The sequence below is a fragment of the Luteibacter sp. OK325 genome (assembly GCF_003050935.1).
GTDB lineage: Bacteria > Pseudomonadota > Gammaproteobacteria > Xanthomonadales > Rhodanobacteraceae > Luteibacter.
In genome coordinates, this window is record NZ_QAOX01000004.1 from 45,240 (window position 1) to 61,535 (window position 16,296).

General features: G+C 64.1%; 13 protein-coding genes. 7 read left to right on the plus strand and 6 right to left on the minus strand.

Going from position 1 to position 16,296, the window contains the following annotated elements; all coding sequences use genetic code 11:
* Position 1: 1 nt before the first annotated feature.
* Positions 2–1,531 carry a transglycosylase SLT domain-containing protein gene (locus C8J98_RS10215; protein ID WP_107913107.1) on the minus strand — a complete coding sequence of 510 codons (1,530 nt, stop codon included), beginning with the start codon at positions 1,529–1,531 and terminating at the stop codon, positions 2–4.
* 133 nt (positions 1,532–1,664) lie between these two features.
* Here C8J98_RS10215 and C8J98_RS10220 point away from each other — a divergent pair, with 133 nt between their 5' ends.
* Genes C8J98_RS10220 through greB form a run of 3 tightly spaced genes read left to right on the plus strand, consistent with a single transcriptional unit; the run spans position 1,665 to position 4,935 of the window.
* Complete coding sequence (locus C8J98_RS10220) at positions 1,665–3,173, plus strand: helicase HerA-like domain-containing protein (RefSeq protein ID WP_107913416.1); 1,509 nt, start codon at positions 1,665–1,667, stop codon at positions 3,171–3,173.
* 2 nt (positions 3,174–3,175) lie between these two features.
* The gene (locus C8J98_RS10225) at positions 3,176–4,438 is read left to right on the plus strand and encodes a hypothetical protein (protein WP_107913108.1); all 1,263 of its coding nucleotides are present in this window, start codon (positions 3,176–3,178) and stop codon (positions 4,436–4,438) included.
* On the plus strand, positions 4,435–4,935 hold the full coding sequence (greB, locus tag C8J98_RS10230; RefSeq protein WP_107913109.1) for a transcription elongation factor GreB: 501 nt from the start codon (positions 4,435–4,437) through the stop codon (positions 4,933–4,935). Before C8J98_RS10225 ends, greB begins: the two co-directional genes overlap by 4 nt.
* 78 nt (positions 4,936–5,013) lie before the next feature.
* On the opposite strand, the gene C8J98_RS10235 is transcribed toward greB, so the two are convergent.
* Positions 5,014–8,553: a transporter substrate-binding domain-containing protein gene (locus tag C8J98_RS10235; RefSeq protein ID WP_107913110.1), complete on the minus strand. Its 3,540-nt coding sequence runs from the start codon at positions 8,551–8,553 to the stop codon at positions 5,014–5,016.
* An 82-nt stretch (positions 8,554–8,635) separates the two neighbouring features.
* On the opposite strand from C8J98_RS10235, the gene C8J98_RS10240 reads away from it, so the two are divergent.
* Positions 8,636–9,271 carry a response regulator transcription factor gene (locus C8J98_RS10240; RefSeq protein WP_107913111.1) on the plus strand — a complete coding sequence of 212 codons (636 nt, stop codon included), beginning with the start codon at positions 8,636–8,638 and terminating at the stop codon, positions 9,269–9,271.
* Here the strand turns inward: C8J98_RS10240 and C8J98_RS10245 are convergent.
* The 3 genes from C8J98_RS10245 to C8J98_RS10255 all read right to left on the minus strand — a co-directional run bounded on the left by C8J98_RS10245 (position 9,268) and on the right by C8J98_RS10255 (position 13,097).
* A complete protein-coding gene (locus tag C8J98_RS10245) occupies positions 9,268–10,068 on the minus strand; it encodes a DUF3025 domain-containing protein (RefSeq protein WP_107913112.1) in 801 nt (266 codons plus the stop codon). The two genes, C8J98_RS10240 and C8J98_RS10245, sit on opposite strands and share 4 nt — an antisense overlap.
* 5 nt (positions 10,069–10,073) lie before the next feature.
* On the minus strand, positions 10,074–11,390 hold the full coding sequence (gene rimO, locus C8J98_RS10250; RefSeq protein ID WP_107913113.1) for a 30S ribosomal protein S12 methylthiotransferase RimO: 1,317 nt from the start codon (positions 11,388–11,390) through the stop codon (positions 10,074–10,076).
* Between the two features lie 162 nt (positions 11,391–11,552).
* Positions 11,553–13,097, minus strand: coding sequence for a serine hydrolase domain-containing protein (locus C8J98_RS10255; protein ID WP_107913114.1), 1,545 nt, complete (start codon positions 13,095–13,097; stop codon positions 11,553–11,555).
* A gap of 463 nt (positions 13,098–13,560) precedes the next feature.
* On the opposite strand from C8J98_RS10255, the gene C8J98_RS10260 reads away from it, so the two are divergent.
* The 3 genes from C8J98_RS10260 to C8J98_RS10270 all read left to right on the plus strand — a co-directional run bounded on the left by C8J98_RS10260 (position 13,561) and on the right by C8J98_RS10270 (position 15,495).
* A complete protein-coding gene (locus tag C8J98_RS10260; protein ID WP_107913115.1) occupies positions 13,561–14,097 on the plus strand; it encodes a hypothetical protein in 537 nt (178 codons plus the stop codon).
* A gap of 319 nt (positions 14,098–14,416) precedes the next feature.
* Positions 14,417–15,088: a dienelactone hydrolase family protein gene (locus tag C8J98_RS10265; protein ID WP_107913116.1), complete on the plus strand. Its 672-nt coding sequence runs from the start codon at positions 14,417–14,419 to the stop codon at positions 15,086–15,088.
* Positions 15,085–15,495 carry an HIT family protein gene (locus tag C8J98_RS10270; protein WP_107913117.1) on the plus strand — a complete coding sequence of 137 codons (411 nt, stop codon included), beginning with the start codon at positions 15,085–15,087 and terminating at the stop codon, positions 15,493–15,495. Before C8J98_RS10265 ends, C8J98_RS10270 begins: the two co-directional genes overlap by 4 nt.
* 272 nt (positions 15,496–15,767) lie before the next feature.
* On the opposite strand, the gene C8J98_RS10275 is transcribed toward C8J98_RS10270, so the two are convergent.
* A complete protein-coding gene (locus tag C8J98_RS10275; RefSeq protein ID WP_107913118.1) occupies positions 15,768–16,277 on the minus strand; it encodes a hypothetical protein in 510 nt (169 codons plus the stop codon).
* Between the last annotated feature and the right edge of the window lie 19 nt (positions 16,278–16,296).

Consider the following 16,296-nt stretch of genomic DNA (forward strand, 5'->3'; position numbering starts at 1 on the left):
GTCAGCGGCAGATCGGCACCCGGATCGCCTGACCCACCCTCAATGCATGGCCCTTGAGGCCATTGATCTTCGCGATGTCCTCGACATCCGCGCAACTGCTCTTGCGCGCGATGCTGACCAGGGTGTCGCCACGACGAACCGTGTAGCTCTTCGACGAGCTTCCCGAGGACTTCGAGGAGGATGACGACGGGCCGCTGGCCAGGGCCGCTGAGGTCGCGGCCGGCGGCGGAGGAGCGATGATCTTCACCGCGTTATGCAGGTCGCTGGCGAGGATCGGCCAGGGGCCGTCGCCACAGCTGGAGGCGTACGCCTTCTCGAGCTGCCTGGGCACTTCCAGACGCGCACCCACAGGCTGGCTCACTTGCGGATCCAGGCGGGGATTCAGGTTGCGCAGCGTGCGGAACCAGCCCTGCGGCATGTCCTCGGCCGAACCCAGGCAGACGGTAAGTTCCGACAGCGATGCCGGACGCTTGAGCACGATCTGCCCCGCCTCACCATCGATCTTCGGCCACTTCAGGTGGTAGCTGTCCGCGTGCAGGAACAGCCACGCGGCGGCGAGCACCATCGGCACATAGTCTCGCGTCTCGGCCGACATCTGGCCGTAGATCTGCGGGTCGTAAAAGCTGGCACCCGGGCTACCGGCGGCAATGCGGCGCATGCGCCCTTCGCCACCGTTATAGGCGGCCAGGGTCATCTCGAGATTGTTGTTGAACGCACCGAGCTGCTCGTCGATGTATTCGGCATTGGCCTGCGCGGCCATGGTGGGGTCGAAGCGCTGGTCGAAGCCGTCCGCGTTGGACAGGCCGAAGCGCAGGCCGGTGGCATACATGAACTGCAGGGGGCCCGACGCGCCCGAGCGTGACACCGCGTGTACCTTGCCACCGGATTCCTTGGCCATGATGCCGAACAGCAGGGCCTCGGGCAGGTCGGCCTTCTTATAGGCCGGCCACATCTTGTAGCGCATCATCTGGTAGTTGACGTAGGCGTCCATGAGGTTCGGGCGCAGCTGGGTCAGCCACATCTCGAGCGCCGCCTTCACCGGCCCGTTCATCACCATCATGTCGGAGAACTGCTGGCCGCGAAGCATGGTCACGCTGCGCTGCGCCTGCGGCAGGGTGCCCACCGCCACGGCACCGGACGTATCGCCCGGCTGGGCACCGACTTCGGCACCCTGCTCGGTGTCGTCGGCATCCTCGCCCTCGATGAAGCTACCGTCCTTCAGGCGCAGCAGGCGATCGAAAACGGCGGCGAAACGCTGTGGGTCGCAACCCGGGGTCAGGCCGCAGCGAGCCGAAGCGTCCTTGAGCTGGTCCAGGGCCTGCTTGCGGGTCTGCGCGGCCTGCGGGGTGTCTCCGCGACGTGCCTGGTCGATCGAGGACTCATAGCCCTTGCTTGCCTGGTTCATCCGGTCGTACAACGCATTGACCTCGGGCGTCGCGGCCTTGCCCGGACGCGTAGCGCCACCGGAAGCGCAGCCGGCGAGGATCGCCAGCGGCAGGAAAAGAAGGGAGCGCGGGACGCGAACAGACATGCAGGACTCGGGGTAAGACAATGGCGGTCACGTTACCTCTGGTGTCTCCCCGACTCAAGCGGCGCGATGCGAAATTCTCCGTAACGGCGTGCTGTTGCGTAAACTTGTTCAGGACATCCTTAAGGACGAAGCCATGCCCAACATCCTGATCGGCCGTAACGACGAGGCCGCCGTTGAACTGGATTCCCGCTACGGCAACCGGCACGGCATGATCGCCGGCGCCACCGGCACGGGAAAGTCCGTGTCGCTGATGTTGCTGGCGGAAGGCTTCTCCCGGCTGGGCGTGCCCTGCTTCCTCGCCGACGCCAAGGGCGACCTCGCCGGCCTGTCGCAGGCTGCCGGCGCCCCTTCCGACAAGCTCACCGCCAGACTGGCGAAGCTGGGCCTCACCGACTGGAAACCCCAGGCCAATCCAGTGGTGTTCTGGGACATCTACGGCAAGCTGGGCCATCCGGTCCGCGCCACCGTGTCGGAAATGGGACCGACCCTGCTCTCGCGCATCCTGGAACTCAACGACACCCAGGAAGGCGTTCTGGAAGTGGTCTTCCGCGTCGCCGACGACGAAGGCCTGCTCCTGCTCGACCTTGCCGACCTGCGCTCCATGCTTGGTTTTGCCGCCGACCACGCCAAGGACATCTCCTCGCGCTATGGCCTGATCAGCGCGCAGAGTGTCGCCGCGATCCAGCGCTCCCTGCTCAGGCTGGAGCAGGACGGCGCGGACTCGTTCTTCGGCGAGCCGGCGCTCGAACTGGCCGACCTGATGCGCCAGGACATGAGCGGCCGCGGGGTCATCAGCGTGCTCGCCGCCGAAACATTGATCATGAAGCCGCGCCTGTACTCCACCTTCCTGCTCTGGCTGCTGTCGGAGCTGTTCGAGCAGATGCCCGAGGTGGGCGACCTGGACGTGCCGAAGATGGTCTTCTTCTTCGACGAAGCCCATCTGCTTTTCGACGACGCACCGGCAGCGCTGCGCCAGCGGGTGGAGCAAGTCGTGCGACTCATCCGTTCCAAGGGCGTAGGCGTGTACTTCTGCTCGCAGAACCCGGACGACGTGCCGGGCGAGATCCTCGGCCAGCTCGGCAACCGCGTGCAGCATGCGCTACGGGCTTTCACCCCGCGCGACCAGAAAGCGGTCAAGGCCGCGGCGGAAACGTTCGCGCGCAATCCGAAGCTCGATGTGGTCGAGACCATCGGCACGCTCGGTACCGGCGAAGCGCTGGCCTCGACCCTGGGCGATGGCGGCGTGCCGTCGCCGGTGCAGAAAGTGCTCGTGGCAACGCCCGTCTGCCGCATCGGTGCGATCACGGCCGAGGAACGCACGGCCGTGCGTTCGCGCTCGCCCGTCGGCGCCAAATACGACACGACGGTGAATCGCGAATCGGCCGAGGAAATGCTGGCGGCTCGTGCCTCACAGAAGAGTGCAGCGGACGCGCCACCCGTTACATCGCCGAAGGGAAAGAACGCCGACGCGCCGGTCGATGCAGGATGGAGTGGCGCCGTGCGGGATGCCGTCTTCGGCACCAACCGTCGCCAGGGCATGATCGAGACCATGGCCAAGTCCATGGTGCGCACGGCCGGATCGCGCGCCGGCCAGCAGATCGTCCGCGGGATCCTCGGCAGCATCTTCGGTGGAAAGCGCTGACCATGCCGCGACACGCGCTTGCCGATGCCAGCACACCCTTTGCGCAGCGGATCCTCATCGGCGTGCGTTACCCGTTACGCGGCGCCGCACCGGTCACGATCGTCGCCGTCGCTGCATTCGAGCTGCTGACGTTTTTTCCCATCACGTTCCTGCGCCTGATCGTCATGTTCTTCGGCTGGATCGCGACCTATACCTATGCGATCGAGTGCCTGCGGCATACCGCGGATGGCTTCGCCGATCCACCGGAGGTGGCTCTCAACACGGACGACCGCACCAGCGTTGCGCTTATCGCCATCCAGCTCACGGGCAATGCCCTCGCTGTGCTCGCGACACTCTATTTCGGCGCCCCGGGGCTACTGGTCTTGCCGGTCTTCGCCTTCGTGTTGCCGATCATGACGATGTCGCTGACCTTCGACGGCGTCGAGGCGGCGCTGAATCCGTTCACCTGGATCAGGGTGGTGGGACGCCTTGGAAGCGACTACCTGCTGTTGTTCGTGGTCGTAACGGCAGCCACTTTGCTCCAGGCCGGCGCCTTGTATGCCCTTGCCGAGCACGGCCCCGCCTTCCTGGGCACCGCCGTGTTTTACATCATTGCCAACTACCTCACCATCTACACCTTTCACCTCATGGGCGCGCTTATCCATCATCGCCACGAGACGTTGGGTTACCAGCCCGAATCCGAGGTGATCGCCGACGCTGCGAATCCGGACGATGACGTCGCACTCCTGGGGCATGTGAACCTGATCGCCCGCGACGATATCCCGGGCGCCACCGACATTCTCACCGAGCGCCTGCGCGAGGGCATCGCGCCCGTGGCGATGCACACGCGCTATCGCGAACTGCTGCGGGTGCAGGGTCGCCTTCCCGAGCTGCTCGTGCATGGCCAGATATGGATCGCCGCGCTCGTGCAATCGCACGAGGAACGTCGTGCGCTGGGTGTGGTGCAGGACTGCATCGACGTCGACCCCGTGTTTCTTCCCGATGCGACGATCACCTGCGGATCCCTTGCGGATACGGCGGCCCACGGCGGCATGACCCGACTCGCCCTGCACCTCGCCCTGGGCTACCTGCGCTCATGGCCGGGTGATATGGGCGCGCCGCACTACGGCCTGCTTGCCGTGCGCATGCACGAGCGTCAGCGCGAACCGGCCGAGGCGGCCGCACTGGGTCGGCGCCTGCTGGTCGCTTACCCCGAGCACCCGCTCCGCGTGGACATCGAGGCGCTGCTCGATACCCTCACTGCAACGCCGAAGGTATCGTCATGAGCCGCTGGCGTCCGCCGGCGCCGTCATCGACCGCGATCATCACGCGTGACGGCTTTGAACGCCTGAAAAGCGAACTCGACCACCTCTGGCACACCGTGCGGCCGGAAGTCGTCAAGGCGCTGGCCGCGGCCGCGGCGGAAGGCGACCGCTCGGAGAATGCGGAGTACACCTATCGAAAGAAGCAGCTCGGCGAGATCGATCGTCGTGCGCGTTACCTGAGCAAGCGCATTCCGGTACTGCAGGTGGTCGAAGCCGTGGCGTCGCAACGCGACGCCGTCTTCTTCGGCGCAACGATGGAAATAGAGAACGTCGAGAGTGGTGAAACGGTGCGCTACCGCATTGTCGGGCCCGACGAGACGGACGCCCGCAAGGGTTGGATCAGCATCGATTCGCCGATGGCGCGTGCGGTGCTGAAAAAGCGCGTCGACGATGAGTTCGATGCCGATTTGCCGGGTGGACGTACGCGGTTCGCCGTCGTCTCCGTCGAGTACCTCTGAGGGAATGTTTTTTTGTGGGAGCCGCCTATGCCGGCGATGGGACTCGAGGGAACCTGGCTATCGCCGATGAATCGGCTCCTACAAGGAGCGTGCGACACGCTCCAACCCATCGGTAAATCGCGCCACATCGCCGGCGAATAACTCAACGGCTGGCAGATCGACGTCAGCCCCCTCGCGCAGCGCCAACTCCATCCGCTCGCCGTCTTCGGCGACCTTCGACGCGCCGAAGACATTCACCCCGCCCAGCACGTGGTGAATCCATCCCGCGACTTCTTCGCGATCGCCGCGCTCGATCACGGGCGACAGTCGAGCCAAAGCCTCCCGCGTCGCATCCGCACCCGCGCGAATCACACTGGCGATGTTTTCGTCCGAGCCAAACGCCCGCCGCAGGCGGTCCATATCGATGGCCGGCTCCGGCGCAGCGTCCTCCTCCAGCCAACGGGCGACCATGGCGTGAAATGCCTCGAGCCGGATCGGCTTGCGCAGGAGGTCGTCCATGCCCGCAGCCAGGCAAAGCTCGCGTTGGTCGACGCGTGCGTCCGCGGTCATCGCGATGATCGCAAGATGCCGCCCCGTACCCGCCTCGCGGCGACGCACTTCTCGCGCCACGGCATAGCCGTCCATGCGCGGCATGTGGCAGTCGACGAGGAGAAGATCGTAGTGCTGCGCTTCCATCGCCTCCATCGCCGCAACGCCGTCTTCGACCACATCGCATGTGTAACCGCGAAGACCCAGTTGCACGCGCACGAGCGCCTGGTTTACCGGGTGATCCTCCGCCAGCAGGATGCGCGCGTCGGGACGGAGCGGGAGCGCGGGCGCAGGCGCATCCGCGCGCATGTCCACACTTGGCAAAGGCAGCTCCGTCACGGGGAGATCCAGTGTCACGGTCACCGTCGTACCCTGCCCCGGCTCGCTGTCGATGGCGATGTGGCCACCCATGCGCTCGATCAACCGCCGCGAAATACTCAGGCCCAGGCCGGTGCCGCCGAACCGCCGCGTCGTGGACGACTCGGCCTGGCTGAAAGGCGCGAATACGTGACGCAGCTTGGCCGCGTGGATGCCGATGCCGGTATCGGCAACGATAAAGCGCAACCGCTGCCGCGAAGCCAGGGTTTCGTCGACCCGCACCTCCACGCGCACTTCGCCGGACGCCGTGAACTTGATCGCGTTGCCGATGAGGTTGAGCAACACCTGGCGCAGCCGCCCGTCATCCACCATCACGCCGGGCGCGAGCGCCTCATCGAAGCACGTCTGCAAGGCGAGCCCCTTGGCTTCCGCCTGCGCGGCAAGGATGGCCACCGCACCCTCGACGATGCTGCGCGGGTCGGACGGACGAGGATCGAAGGTGAGATGGCCCGCCTCGATCTTCGAGAAGTCGAGCACGTCGTCGAGGATATGCAGCAAAGCCTCCGCGGAGTGCTCGATGGTCGAGACCATCTTGCGTTGCTCCGTATCCAGCCGCGTGCGTTCGAGCACGTCGAGCAGGCCGATCACGCCATTCATCGGCGTGCGGATTTCGTGACTCATCGTGGCAAGGAAATCGCTCTTGGCGCGCGTGGCCGCTTCGGCCTCATCGCGGGCGTGCGCAAGGCCACGCGCGGCCTGTTCTTGCGCAGTGACATCCACCCAGTAACCATTCCAGCGTACGGTGCCGTCGGCGGCAGCCAGCGGGACGGCGTCCGAACTGAGGTAGCGCACGCGACCACCGACCTGCGCACGTACCGTGACGTGCACGGGCGTGAGTTCACGTGCCGAGCGTTCGAAGGCCGCACGCAGGGCTTCGCGGTCTTCCGGCGGTACCGGCGCCAGCATGGCTTCACCACCGCTGAGTAACTCGCCGGGCTCCATGCCAAGCACGCGCTGTGGATCGCCACCGACGTAGGTCATGGCGTAGCCGCCTTCCGTGCCACGCACGGCTTCGTAGACCACCGCTGGTACATGGGCGGTGACTTCGGCGAGCCTGCGCTCGGTCCGCTCGCGACGACGCGTTTCACGGCGCAGGTTGAGATACGCGTAGCTGATGGCAATAAGCGAGAACAGCAGCACCGCGACGAAGGGCAACACGCGCCCGGCGACCTCGCGCCACGTCGGACCGACGACGTAATGCGAGGCGAACCAGGTATTGCGGATCTCCTGCTGGCGGTGCGTGGAAAGATTCACCAGCACCCGATTGATCAGCGGCAACAGCGGGGCCAGCTCGCGCCGCACACCGATCGCGATCGCCTCGGACTCACCCGTCGGCGCGGCGACTTTCAGCTGACCAAGGAAGTTTTCTCGAATCAGGTAGTCGATCGATGCCAGGTTGCCGACGAATGCATCCCCTTCCCCGGCCGCGAGCCGGCGCAGGCCTTCGGCTTCGGTATCCACCGCGACCGCCTGCACGCCCGGAATGCGTGCGAGCAGGCGCCGGATAGGCTCACGCGCCATGTTCGCGATGACGCGCTTGCCCGTAAGGTCGTCACGACCGGCGATGGTCGGCGCGCCCTCGCGGGTGACAATCATGATCGGGAAGTCGAGGTAGGGCACGCTCGCTTCAAGAAACGGAAAGGTCGCGCTCTGCGGGTTAATGGCGGCGACCAGGTCCACCTCGCCCTTCTTCACCCGATCCACCGTGCCGGCCCAGTTCTCACTAGGCACCTGGGTAATCCGGATACCCAGCTCGGCGGCAATCTCACGCACGTAGTCGAGCGACAGGCCCTCCGCCTCGCCCTGCCCCGTGATCAGGCTGAAAGGCGCATAGCTGGGGTCGACCCCGAGTCGCAGCGGCGGGAGCGTGCCGAGCCACGCTTTCTCGCGCTCGCTCAGTGGAATGCCCGCCTGGCGAGGCCGGGGGGCAATATCGCGACCGACCCAACGGGCGCGCAGGCGCCCGTGGTCGGCGGCGGTGAGCTCGCCCAACGCGTGGTCTATCGCATCACCCAGCGGGGCGCGATCGGCCGGTACGGCGAAAGCCAGCGCGCTGATCGGCAAGGCCAGCGGACCGCCCACGCGCAGTTCGTTCTCGAGCCCCAGGCGCGACACGAATTCGCGGGCCGAGTACGGGTTGTCGATATACGCGGCGACACTGCCGGACCGCACTAGGGCGAGCGCCTCGGCGGTCGAGCCGGTTTCCACCAGCGTGGTCTCGGGCAGTTCGCGACGCAGCGCGCCGATGTCGAAATAGCCGGTATGCACGGCAAGGCGCTTGCCACTCAGTTCACCCGGGCGGTGGATGATCGGCACGTCGACACGCTCGACCAGCGCGGGCAGCGACTCGAAATAGGTCGCCCCTACCCGAATACCCGGCATGCCCTGTTCAAGCGGCGTGACCGACGTGGCCACGTCGATCTCGCCCCGAGCGAGCGCCTTTAGCAAATCCGGCCAGGAGGCGAACACGCGAGTCTGTAACGTGACCCCGAGCTCACCGGCGATCTCGTGCAGGTAATCCGGCCCCAGGCCTTCCAGCTCGCCGTCATGCAACTCCTCGAACGGCGGGTAGCCTTCGCGATACGCGCCCACGGTCAGCACCGGGTGCCGGCGCAGCCAGTCGCTGTCTTCGCGGGGCAGCGGCGTATCGGGCCTGGCCGAGACCGGACCGGCGAGCACAACCAGTATTAACAGGAGGATTCGTCGAATCACGTCACAGGCTTCGTCAGGGGAACTTCATAGGCATAATCAGCTCTATACGCCGCGTTGACACGCCAACAGGAGAACACAAGGCATGCCACTCAAGGTCATTCTGGCAGACGATCACCCCCTGGTTCTGGTTGGGGGAAGGCTTGCGCTGGAGAACGCGCACATCGAGGTCGTCGGTGCCGCCAAGGCAGCGGACGAGCTTTTGAGCATGCTCGCAGAGCACGAATGCGACGTGGTCATTACGGATTTTCTCATGCCGAGCGATCGGCAGGACGACGGATTCCCGCTTCTCGAGACCATCACGAAGGCTTATCCGCACGTCGCCCTGGTCGTGCTGACCATGATCAACCGTCCCGCCGCGTTGCAGGCCATGCTGAGCCGTGGCGCCCGCGGCATCATCGACAAACGGGCCCCGATGGATGAGCTGGCGACCGCGGCGCGCGCCGTGGCCGATGGAGAAACCTACCTCAGCGAAACCCTGCTCGACATCCTCAATGAGGCCGACGAATCCTCGGTGGCCATGCCCGGCACACCGCTGTCGCCGCGCGAGGCGGAGGTCATCCGTATGTTCGTCAACGGCATGTCGCTACAGCAGATAGCCGAGCAGGAAGGCAAGTCGGTGAAAACCATCAGCCGGCAGAAGCGCGACGCCATGCGTAAGCTCGGTGTCGATCACGACAGCCTGCTGGGCGATTTCGTGCGCGACCACGGCCTGATCTAGACGCCGGCCTGTAGCGGCGCCGGATACGTCCGGCCCGCACGCAGCGGCTGGAAACACGGCGCAGTCGTGTAGAACGACTCCTGGTTCGTTTCGGCGTGCCAGCCTGGTACGCCCGATACGGGCAACGGACGCAGCTCCTGCGGATCGTTGAGCACGGCGGCAGCAGCGATCGCTTGGGCGCACACCGCGCTGGCGTCGCCCTCGCCCATGACCACAAGGGCCTTGCCGACCAGAAGCTTGTCTGGCGTGAGCGCATGTTCGAGCAGCGCATGGCCGAAGATCTCAACACGCGCCCGTCCGTCCATCCATGCCTCGCGATGGGTCCAGAGCAACGTGTGCCAGTCGTGCGCGTCCCACGCCTCGAGCATGGCCGGGTCCTGCAAGGTCACGACCATGCCTGCCTCGTCGAAATGCGTTAGCGCGCACTGCGCGCGCGACCGCTGGCGCGGACCCATCAGGGCGATCTCTGCCATCTGCCGCGCGTTCAACGCACGCTTGAGCGCGCCATGGCGAAGCCAGACGAAGGCGTTGAACAGGTCGTGCCAGTTTTCCGCTCGCGTGGCGATGGCGCCACGGCGGGCGATGCGCTCCTCGTAGTGCAGGCCATCGGTGAGGAGCGCGGGGTCCTGCGTGACGAAGCGGATATCCGAGGCGTCCGGGAGCAACGCATTCAGCGCGTCGACCGCGGGCCACGTGGGCCCGTCGATCAGCGCGGCGAATTCATCCCAATGGGACAGTGGCGGCGACACGAGCACACTCCGCTCGAGCATGTCACGCGAGGGCGCCACGTACCGCATGGGACTTAAGCCAGACGACCGTAGAGGTCGTGCGCGTCGGCTTCTTCCACGAGCACGTCGACGAACTGACCCGGCTTGAGCATCTGGCCATCGTCGATGCGCACGGCACCGTCGATTTCCGGCGCGTCGGCACTGGAACGGCCCCAGGCACCCTCGGCGTCGATCTCATCGATCAGCACCTTGATCGTGCTGCCGACCTTGCGCTGAAGCTTGGCCGCGGAAATCTCCGCCTGCACGGCCATGAACTGCTCGAGACGGTCTTCCTTCAATTCTTCGTCGATCTGACCGGGGAGATCGTTTGCCTTCGCGCCATCCACCGGCGAGTAGGCGAACGCACCGACACGGTCGAGTTCGGCTTCACGAAGGAAACCGAGAAGCTCCTGGAATTCGGCGTCGGTCTCGCCGGGGAAGCCGACGATGAAGGTGCTGCGGATGGTGAGATCCGGAACCTGGCGGCGCCAGTTCTGGATGCGTTCGAGCGTCTTGTCGACGTTGCCCGGGCGCTTCATCAGCTTGAGGATGCGCGGGCTGGCGTGCTGGAACGGAATGTCGAGATACGGAAGGATCTTGCCGTCGGCCATCAACGGCATGATCTCGTCGACGTGCGGGTACGGGTAGACGTAGTGCAGGCGCGTCCAGATACCGAGCTCGGAGAGACCTTCGCAGAGTTCGGTCATGCGCGTGCGATATGACTTACCGCGCCATTCGCGCTCGGCGTAGCGAACATCCACGCCGTAGGCGCTGGTGTCCTGCGAGATGACGAGCAGTTCCTTCACGCCGCCCTTCGCCAGCTTCTCCGCTTCCATCAGCACCTGGTCGACCGGACGGCTGACGAGGTCGCCGCGCATCGACGGGATGATGCAGAAGCTGCAACGGTGATTGCAGCCTTCGGAAATCTTCAGGTAGGCGTAGTGCTTGGGCGTGAGCTTCACGCCGATGTCCGGCACCAGGTCGAGAAACTTGTTGCGCGTCGGCGGAATGGCCAGATGCACCGCGCTCATCACGCTGGCGTAGTCCTGCGGACCGCTGATCGAGAGCACATCCGGGTAGCTTTCGCGGATGAGTTCCGAGCGCTTGCCGAGGCAGCCGGTGACGATCACCTTGCCGTTCTCATGCAGCGCTTCGCCGATGGCATCCAGCGATTCCTGCACAGCGGAGTCGATGAAGCCACAGGTGTTGACCACCACGGCATCGGCCTCGCCGTAGCTCGGGACGATCTCGTAGCCCTCGACCTTGAGCTGGGTGAGGATACGTTCGGAGTCGACGAGCGCTTTCGGACAGCCGAGGCTGACGAAACCGACTTTGGGTGCGGCCTGGGACATTGCCGTGGGTACCGGGGTGTAGGAAGCCGGGCATTATAGCCGGTTGACGGCCACGCGGCCGGCCGGCCCTTCACGCCAGTTCCGACTGTATCCGGGCGCATCCGGGCGCATCCGAGCCAGTCGCGGCGCTGGCTGAGACATCTACAACGCAAGGTCTGCCCCCTACTGGCGCCGGTAGTAGGCACGATAATCGCCGCTTTCCACGCTAGCGGCCCGGACCTTACCGCGTGCGTCGCGATGAAACTCAAGCTGCATGAGAGGCATGGAGTCGGAATCCGGATCGACGAAGCGTGTCGGCGACAGGGCCTCTAGCTGGTGCACGTTATCGTCGCCCGGCACTCGCATCGATGCCTTGCCGTGGGACATCGTGATCTGAAACGAGTCGGCATCGAAGTCATCGGCGAGTCGACCGCGAACGTCCATAGGCACGCTGTTATCCAGGCGATACGTGCCCTGGTAGTCCGCATAGGAGACATCCGCGGGATCGAGTGAAACAGCATGTAATACCGGATCCACGCCCTGACCGATCATGTCGGACAACGCATGCCGGATTTCCAGGCGCAGACGGGCACCGTTGGGGCTGTTGGTAAGGATCACGAAGCCGTCGCCTGTCTCCAGGTAACCCTCCATCCAGGCGCGGTAGTTATCGTTGGAGCCGCTGTGGAAGAAAACCCGTCCGTTACCCGATCCCAGCAGCTCCGGTCCAAGCCCCTGAGGGCTGGGCGAGACGGGGCTCATCATTTGTGTGGCAAGGGCGCGCGACAGGAACCCGTTATGCCCCTGATAGCTCTCGATCAGCATGGCAACCATGGCACCGAGCTCGTTCGCGCTCGTCCAAAGTCCCGAAGCGGCCTGCTCGGGAAACGACTGCCAGCCACGCGGCAACGCGATGAGCTTGCCTTGCTCATCGTGGGCCTTGGCGATATTGCCGCGCGAGGCCGACAAGGGGCTCTCAAACGTGCTGCGCTGCATATGCAGCGGATCGAGCAACCAGGTGTGGGCCGCCGTGGCGAAATCGGTGTGGGTCATGTCTTCGAGTAGCTGCTGCTCCACCTCGATGCCTCCTCCCGAATAGGCGTAGCGCGAGCCTGGCGAGTAGATAAGTCGAACGGCATGGTGTTTCGCAGGCGGCAGACCATCCAGCGTTTGCAGCAAGGTTGGCACTTGCTCCTGAGGCAGGAAATCAGGAAAGCCGCCCACGTTGAACCCGGAGGTATGCGACATCAGCATGCGCAGGGTTACGTCGGGATGGGGCGTGTCCTTGGTGGCCGGAACATGCCAGCTCGTCAGGTAGGTATCGATGTTGCGGTCAAGGTCCAGCTTCCCTGCCCGCACCATGCGCAGGATCATCATGGCCGTCGCTACCTTACTGATCGAGCCAGCCGAAAACAGCGTATCGCCATCGACTTTGTCATTCGTGCCAGCTTCCCGGAGCCCGTACCCCTTCACCTGCCAAACCTTGCCATTGCGCAGCACCGCGACGGCAACGCCGGGAATGTGGTAGTACGCCATCCGATCGTGAAGCGACCAGTGCGGAACGGGCCGACCGGCCTCCACGATCGCGGGGCGAAGGTTGTTTTCCCAAGAAGAATTATCGGTAGCTGACTCAGCAGCCGAAACGAGCGGAATCGAAAAAGAAACGAACGCAAGGACCGCCAGTTTCCCGAAGAAGCGAGGTGTCTGACGCTGCACAAACTTGATCGACATGTGGCAATTCTCCAGTCATCCATGAACGCCGGCGCAGTACGCCGACAGGTGGCTACCCTCTGCAAAAGGCAGGTAGATCATCACAAAAGAACGCGCTGAAGTGCTAGGCCTTGGATCGTGAATCGCAAGACCATCCACGAGGCCAAATTTGCTTAAGTAGCTCCGGCAATTGGACATGTCGGCAGGCGGCAGATTGGAAATATGGCCGACATCCTGGCGGCCAAAAACCAGCGCCCATTTCTGGCAAAGTCATGTCCGCTTTGGGTTGAAAGCGAACATGACCGAACAACGTAAACCTAACCGTAAAGCGCACGTCCGGGTATGGTACTCAGCTAAGATCAGTTCTACGCGCAAGAAAGCTCAAAAGCTCACCGGTGGTCAGATTGAACTGGGACGCCACTGACTTGTCCTCTATTCAGGTCAAGTCTCAGTGGGAGGCTTCCTTGTCAAGGAAGGGGATCGTATGAAATTCATTGCATCAATAATGCTTATTCTTGTGGGTATCGCTGCGCAGGCACAAGACTCCGCGCCTATCAGGCAGAACTCTGATCCATCTATCAGCGCTAAGGGAACGCATGACGTGGGGCCATCGGATGCTATTGCTCAGCTAAGGGAGTTGGCAGTTGCCTACAACCAGGCAATGGTCAAGAAGGACACAGCCAAGCTGCTCAGCTTTTATTACGACGGAAACGTCCCCGTGGTGGGAGCAGTAGGTTCAACCTCTTTCGCCAGAATGACTGCTGCCAGCGGCGGCAAAGCACCGAAGATTTACGCTAACTCGGCAGCCAAGCAGTCAGTCGGCGACACAGCAGCGCAGACTACGGCGGAAAAAATTTCCAATCTGACTGTGCATACTGACGGCGCCGCTGCCTCTATCGAGTACGACTATGAGATTCCCCAAGGATATGGGCATACGTACTGGACATTGGTCGCAACTAAGGACGCTTGGAAGATTACCTCTATTGCTTATTCGATCAACATAAGACCGTCAGCGAAGTAGTCCTTATTGAAGATCGCAGGGGCTTGATTAGTCCCAAAGGGGTCGTCGTGGCCTATGAACATGAACAGCGCCTCGATGGCCCAAATATCTCCTGCGCCCCATGACGAACCAAGCGATCTGTCAGTAGACAGCCCTGTATATATACAGTGCATTAGGCGCAGCCGAGGCTGACGAAACCGACTTTGGGTGCGGCCTGGGACATTGCCGTGGGTACCGGGGATGGGAAACCGGGCATTATAGCCCCCTCGCCGCCACACCATGGACACTCTCTGCCGGTTACGCTTGGGAACCTTTCTCACAGCCACGGAGATCCACCCTCATGGGCCGCACGCTTATCCTCGACACCTCCCGCCCACACGAGAGCATCGATGCCTATCTGGCCGAGCCGGTGGGCACGCCCAAGGGCGGCATCGTGGTCATTCAGGAGATTTTTGGCGTCAACGCCCACATCCGCAGCGTGGCCGACCGTTTCGCCGCCGAGGGCTATGTCGCCATCGCTCCTGCGCTCTTCGACCCCGTGCAGAAGGGCGTGGAGCTGGGCTACGACCAGGACGGCATGCAGAAAGGCGTGAAGTACATCGGCGAACTCGGCCTCCTGCGCCCCCTCCAAGACGTGGGCATCGCAGCCGCGCTCATCGCCGACCAGTACAAGGTCAAGGTGGGTACGGTCGGTTACTGCTGGGGCGGCACCGTGGCTGCGCTGGCCGCCCTGCGGCTCGGCCTGCCCTCCTCCAGCTACTACGGCTCGCGCAACCTGCCCTTCCTGACCGAACCGGCCAGAGCCAACGTGATCTTCCACTTCGGCGAACGCGACCACTCGATCCCGCCGGAGATGGTGGAAAAGCACCGCGAGCTGAAGCCGGAGATGGACACCTGGGTGTATCCCGCCGACCACGGCTTCAACTGCGATGTGCGCGGCAGCTATGACGAGCCCAGCGCGAAGCTGGCCTGGGAGCGCACCCTGTCGTTCTTCGCGCGCGAACTGGCGTGAGCGCGCCGTTCGAACTCGATGCCCGCCTCGCCGGTGACACCCTTGTCGTCGGCGACCTGGCGCTGTGCCGTGTGCTGCTGATGCGGGACAGCCGGTTCGCCTGGCTGGTCCTGGTGCCGCGCGGTTCCGCGCTGGTCGAGGTGTCAGACCTGGCGGAGGACGAGCGGGCGTTGCTCTGGCGGGAAGTCGATGCCGCTGGCCGCGCCCTGCGGGCCCTCGCACCGTGCGACAAGCTCAATATCGGTGCGCTGGGCAATATCGTGCGGCAGTTGCACGTCCACGTCGTGGCGCGCCGCGTTGACGATGCCGCGTGGCCGGGGCCGGTGTGGGGGTCGGGAAAGGCTGAGGCCTATGCCGAGGGCGAGGCCGAGCGTCTAGTCGAGGCGCTGCGGCGGAAGCTTTTGTAGGAGCCGATTCATCGGCGATGTGGGAGCCGATTCATCGGCGATGTGGGAGCCGATTCATCGGCGATGTGGGAGCCGATTCATCGGCGATGTGGGAGCCGATTCATCGGCGAAAGGCGATACGGCTATACCGCTCCGTTGGCTTTTCGCCGCTGAAGCGGCTCCCACATGTACCTTTTCGCCGCTGAAGCGGCTCCCACATGTCCTTTTCGCCGCTGAAGCGGCTCCCACATGTACCTATTCGCCGATGAATCGGCTCCTACAATTCCGAGGGTTTAGCGCTGGCCGGCCTGACCGCCGCCGTTCTGGGTGTCGTACGGGCTGCTGGACGCTTCCTTACCCTGCATGCGGTCGGGCAGCGTGCCCTTCTGCGGCGTGTCTTCCAGCTGGCGGGCGTCGGATTCGACGGCGTTCAGGCGAACCAGTTCGCCCTTCTTGTCGTAGTACACGGCAAAGTTGTAATCCAGCGCCATGCGGGCCATGAAGCCGAGATGGTTGTCACGGATTTTCGAGTCGTCGCTGGGCAGCACGAGCACGGTCTTCGGCAACTTGCCCTGGTCCTTCAGGTAGGCGAAGTGGCTGCCGGTATCGGCGGCCGACAGCACGGCACCGTCGACGATGAACTGGCCGCTCTTATACGCCTTGATGGTGTAGTCGAACTGACCCTGCGTCGTGGCGATGTGGTCGTTCTTCGAGACGCCACTGTGGCAGCCGGCAAGCACGAGCATGCTGGCGAGGAGAATCGCCGCGGCGGCGCGGGCCATCAGGGTGGGAACTCGGATCATGCGTGTCTCCGTGCATTCA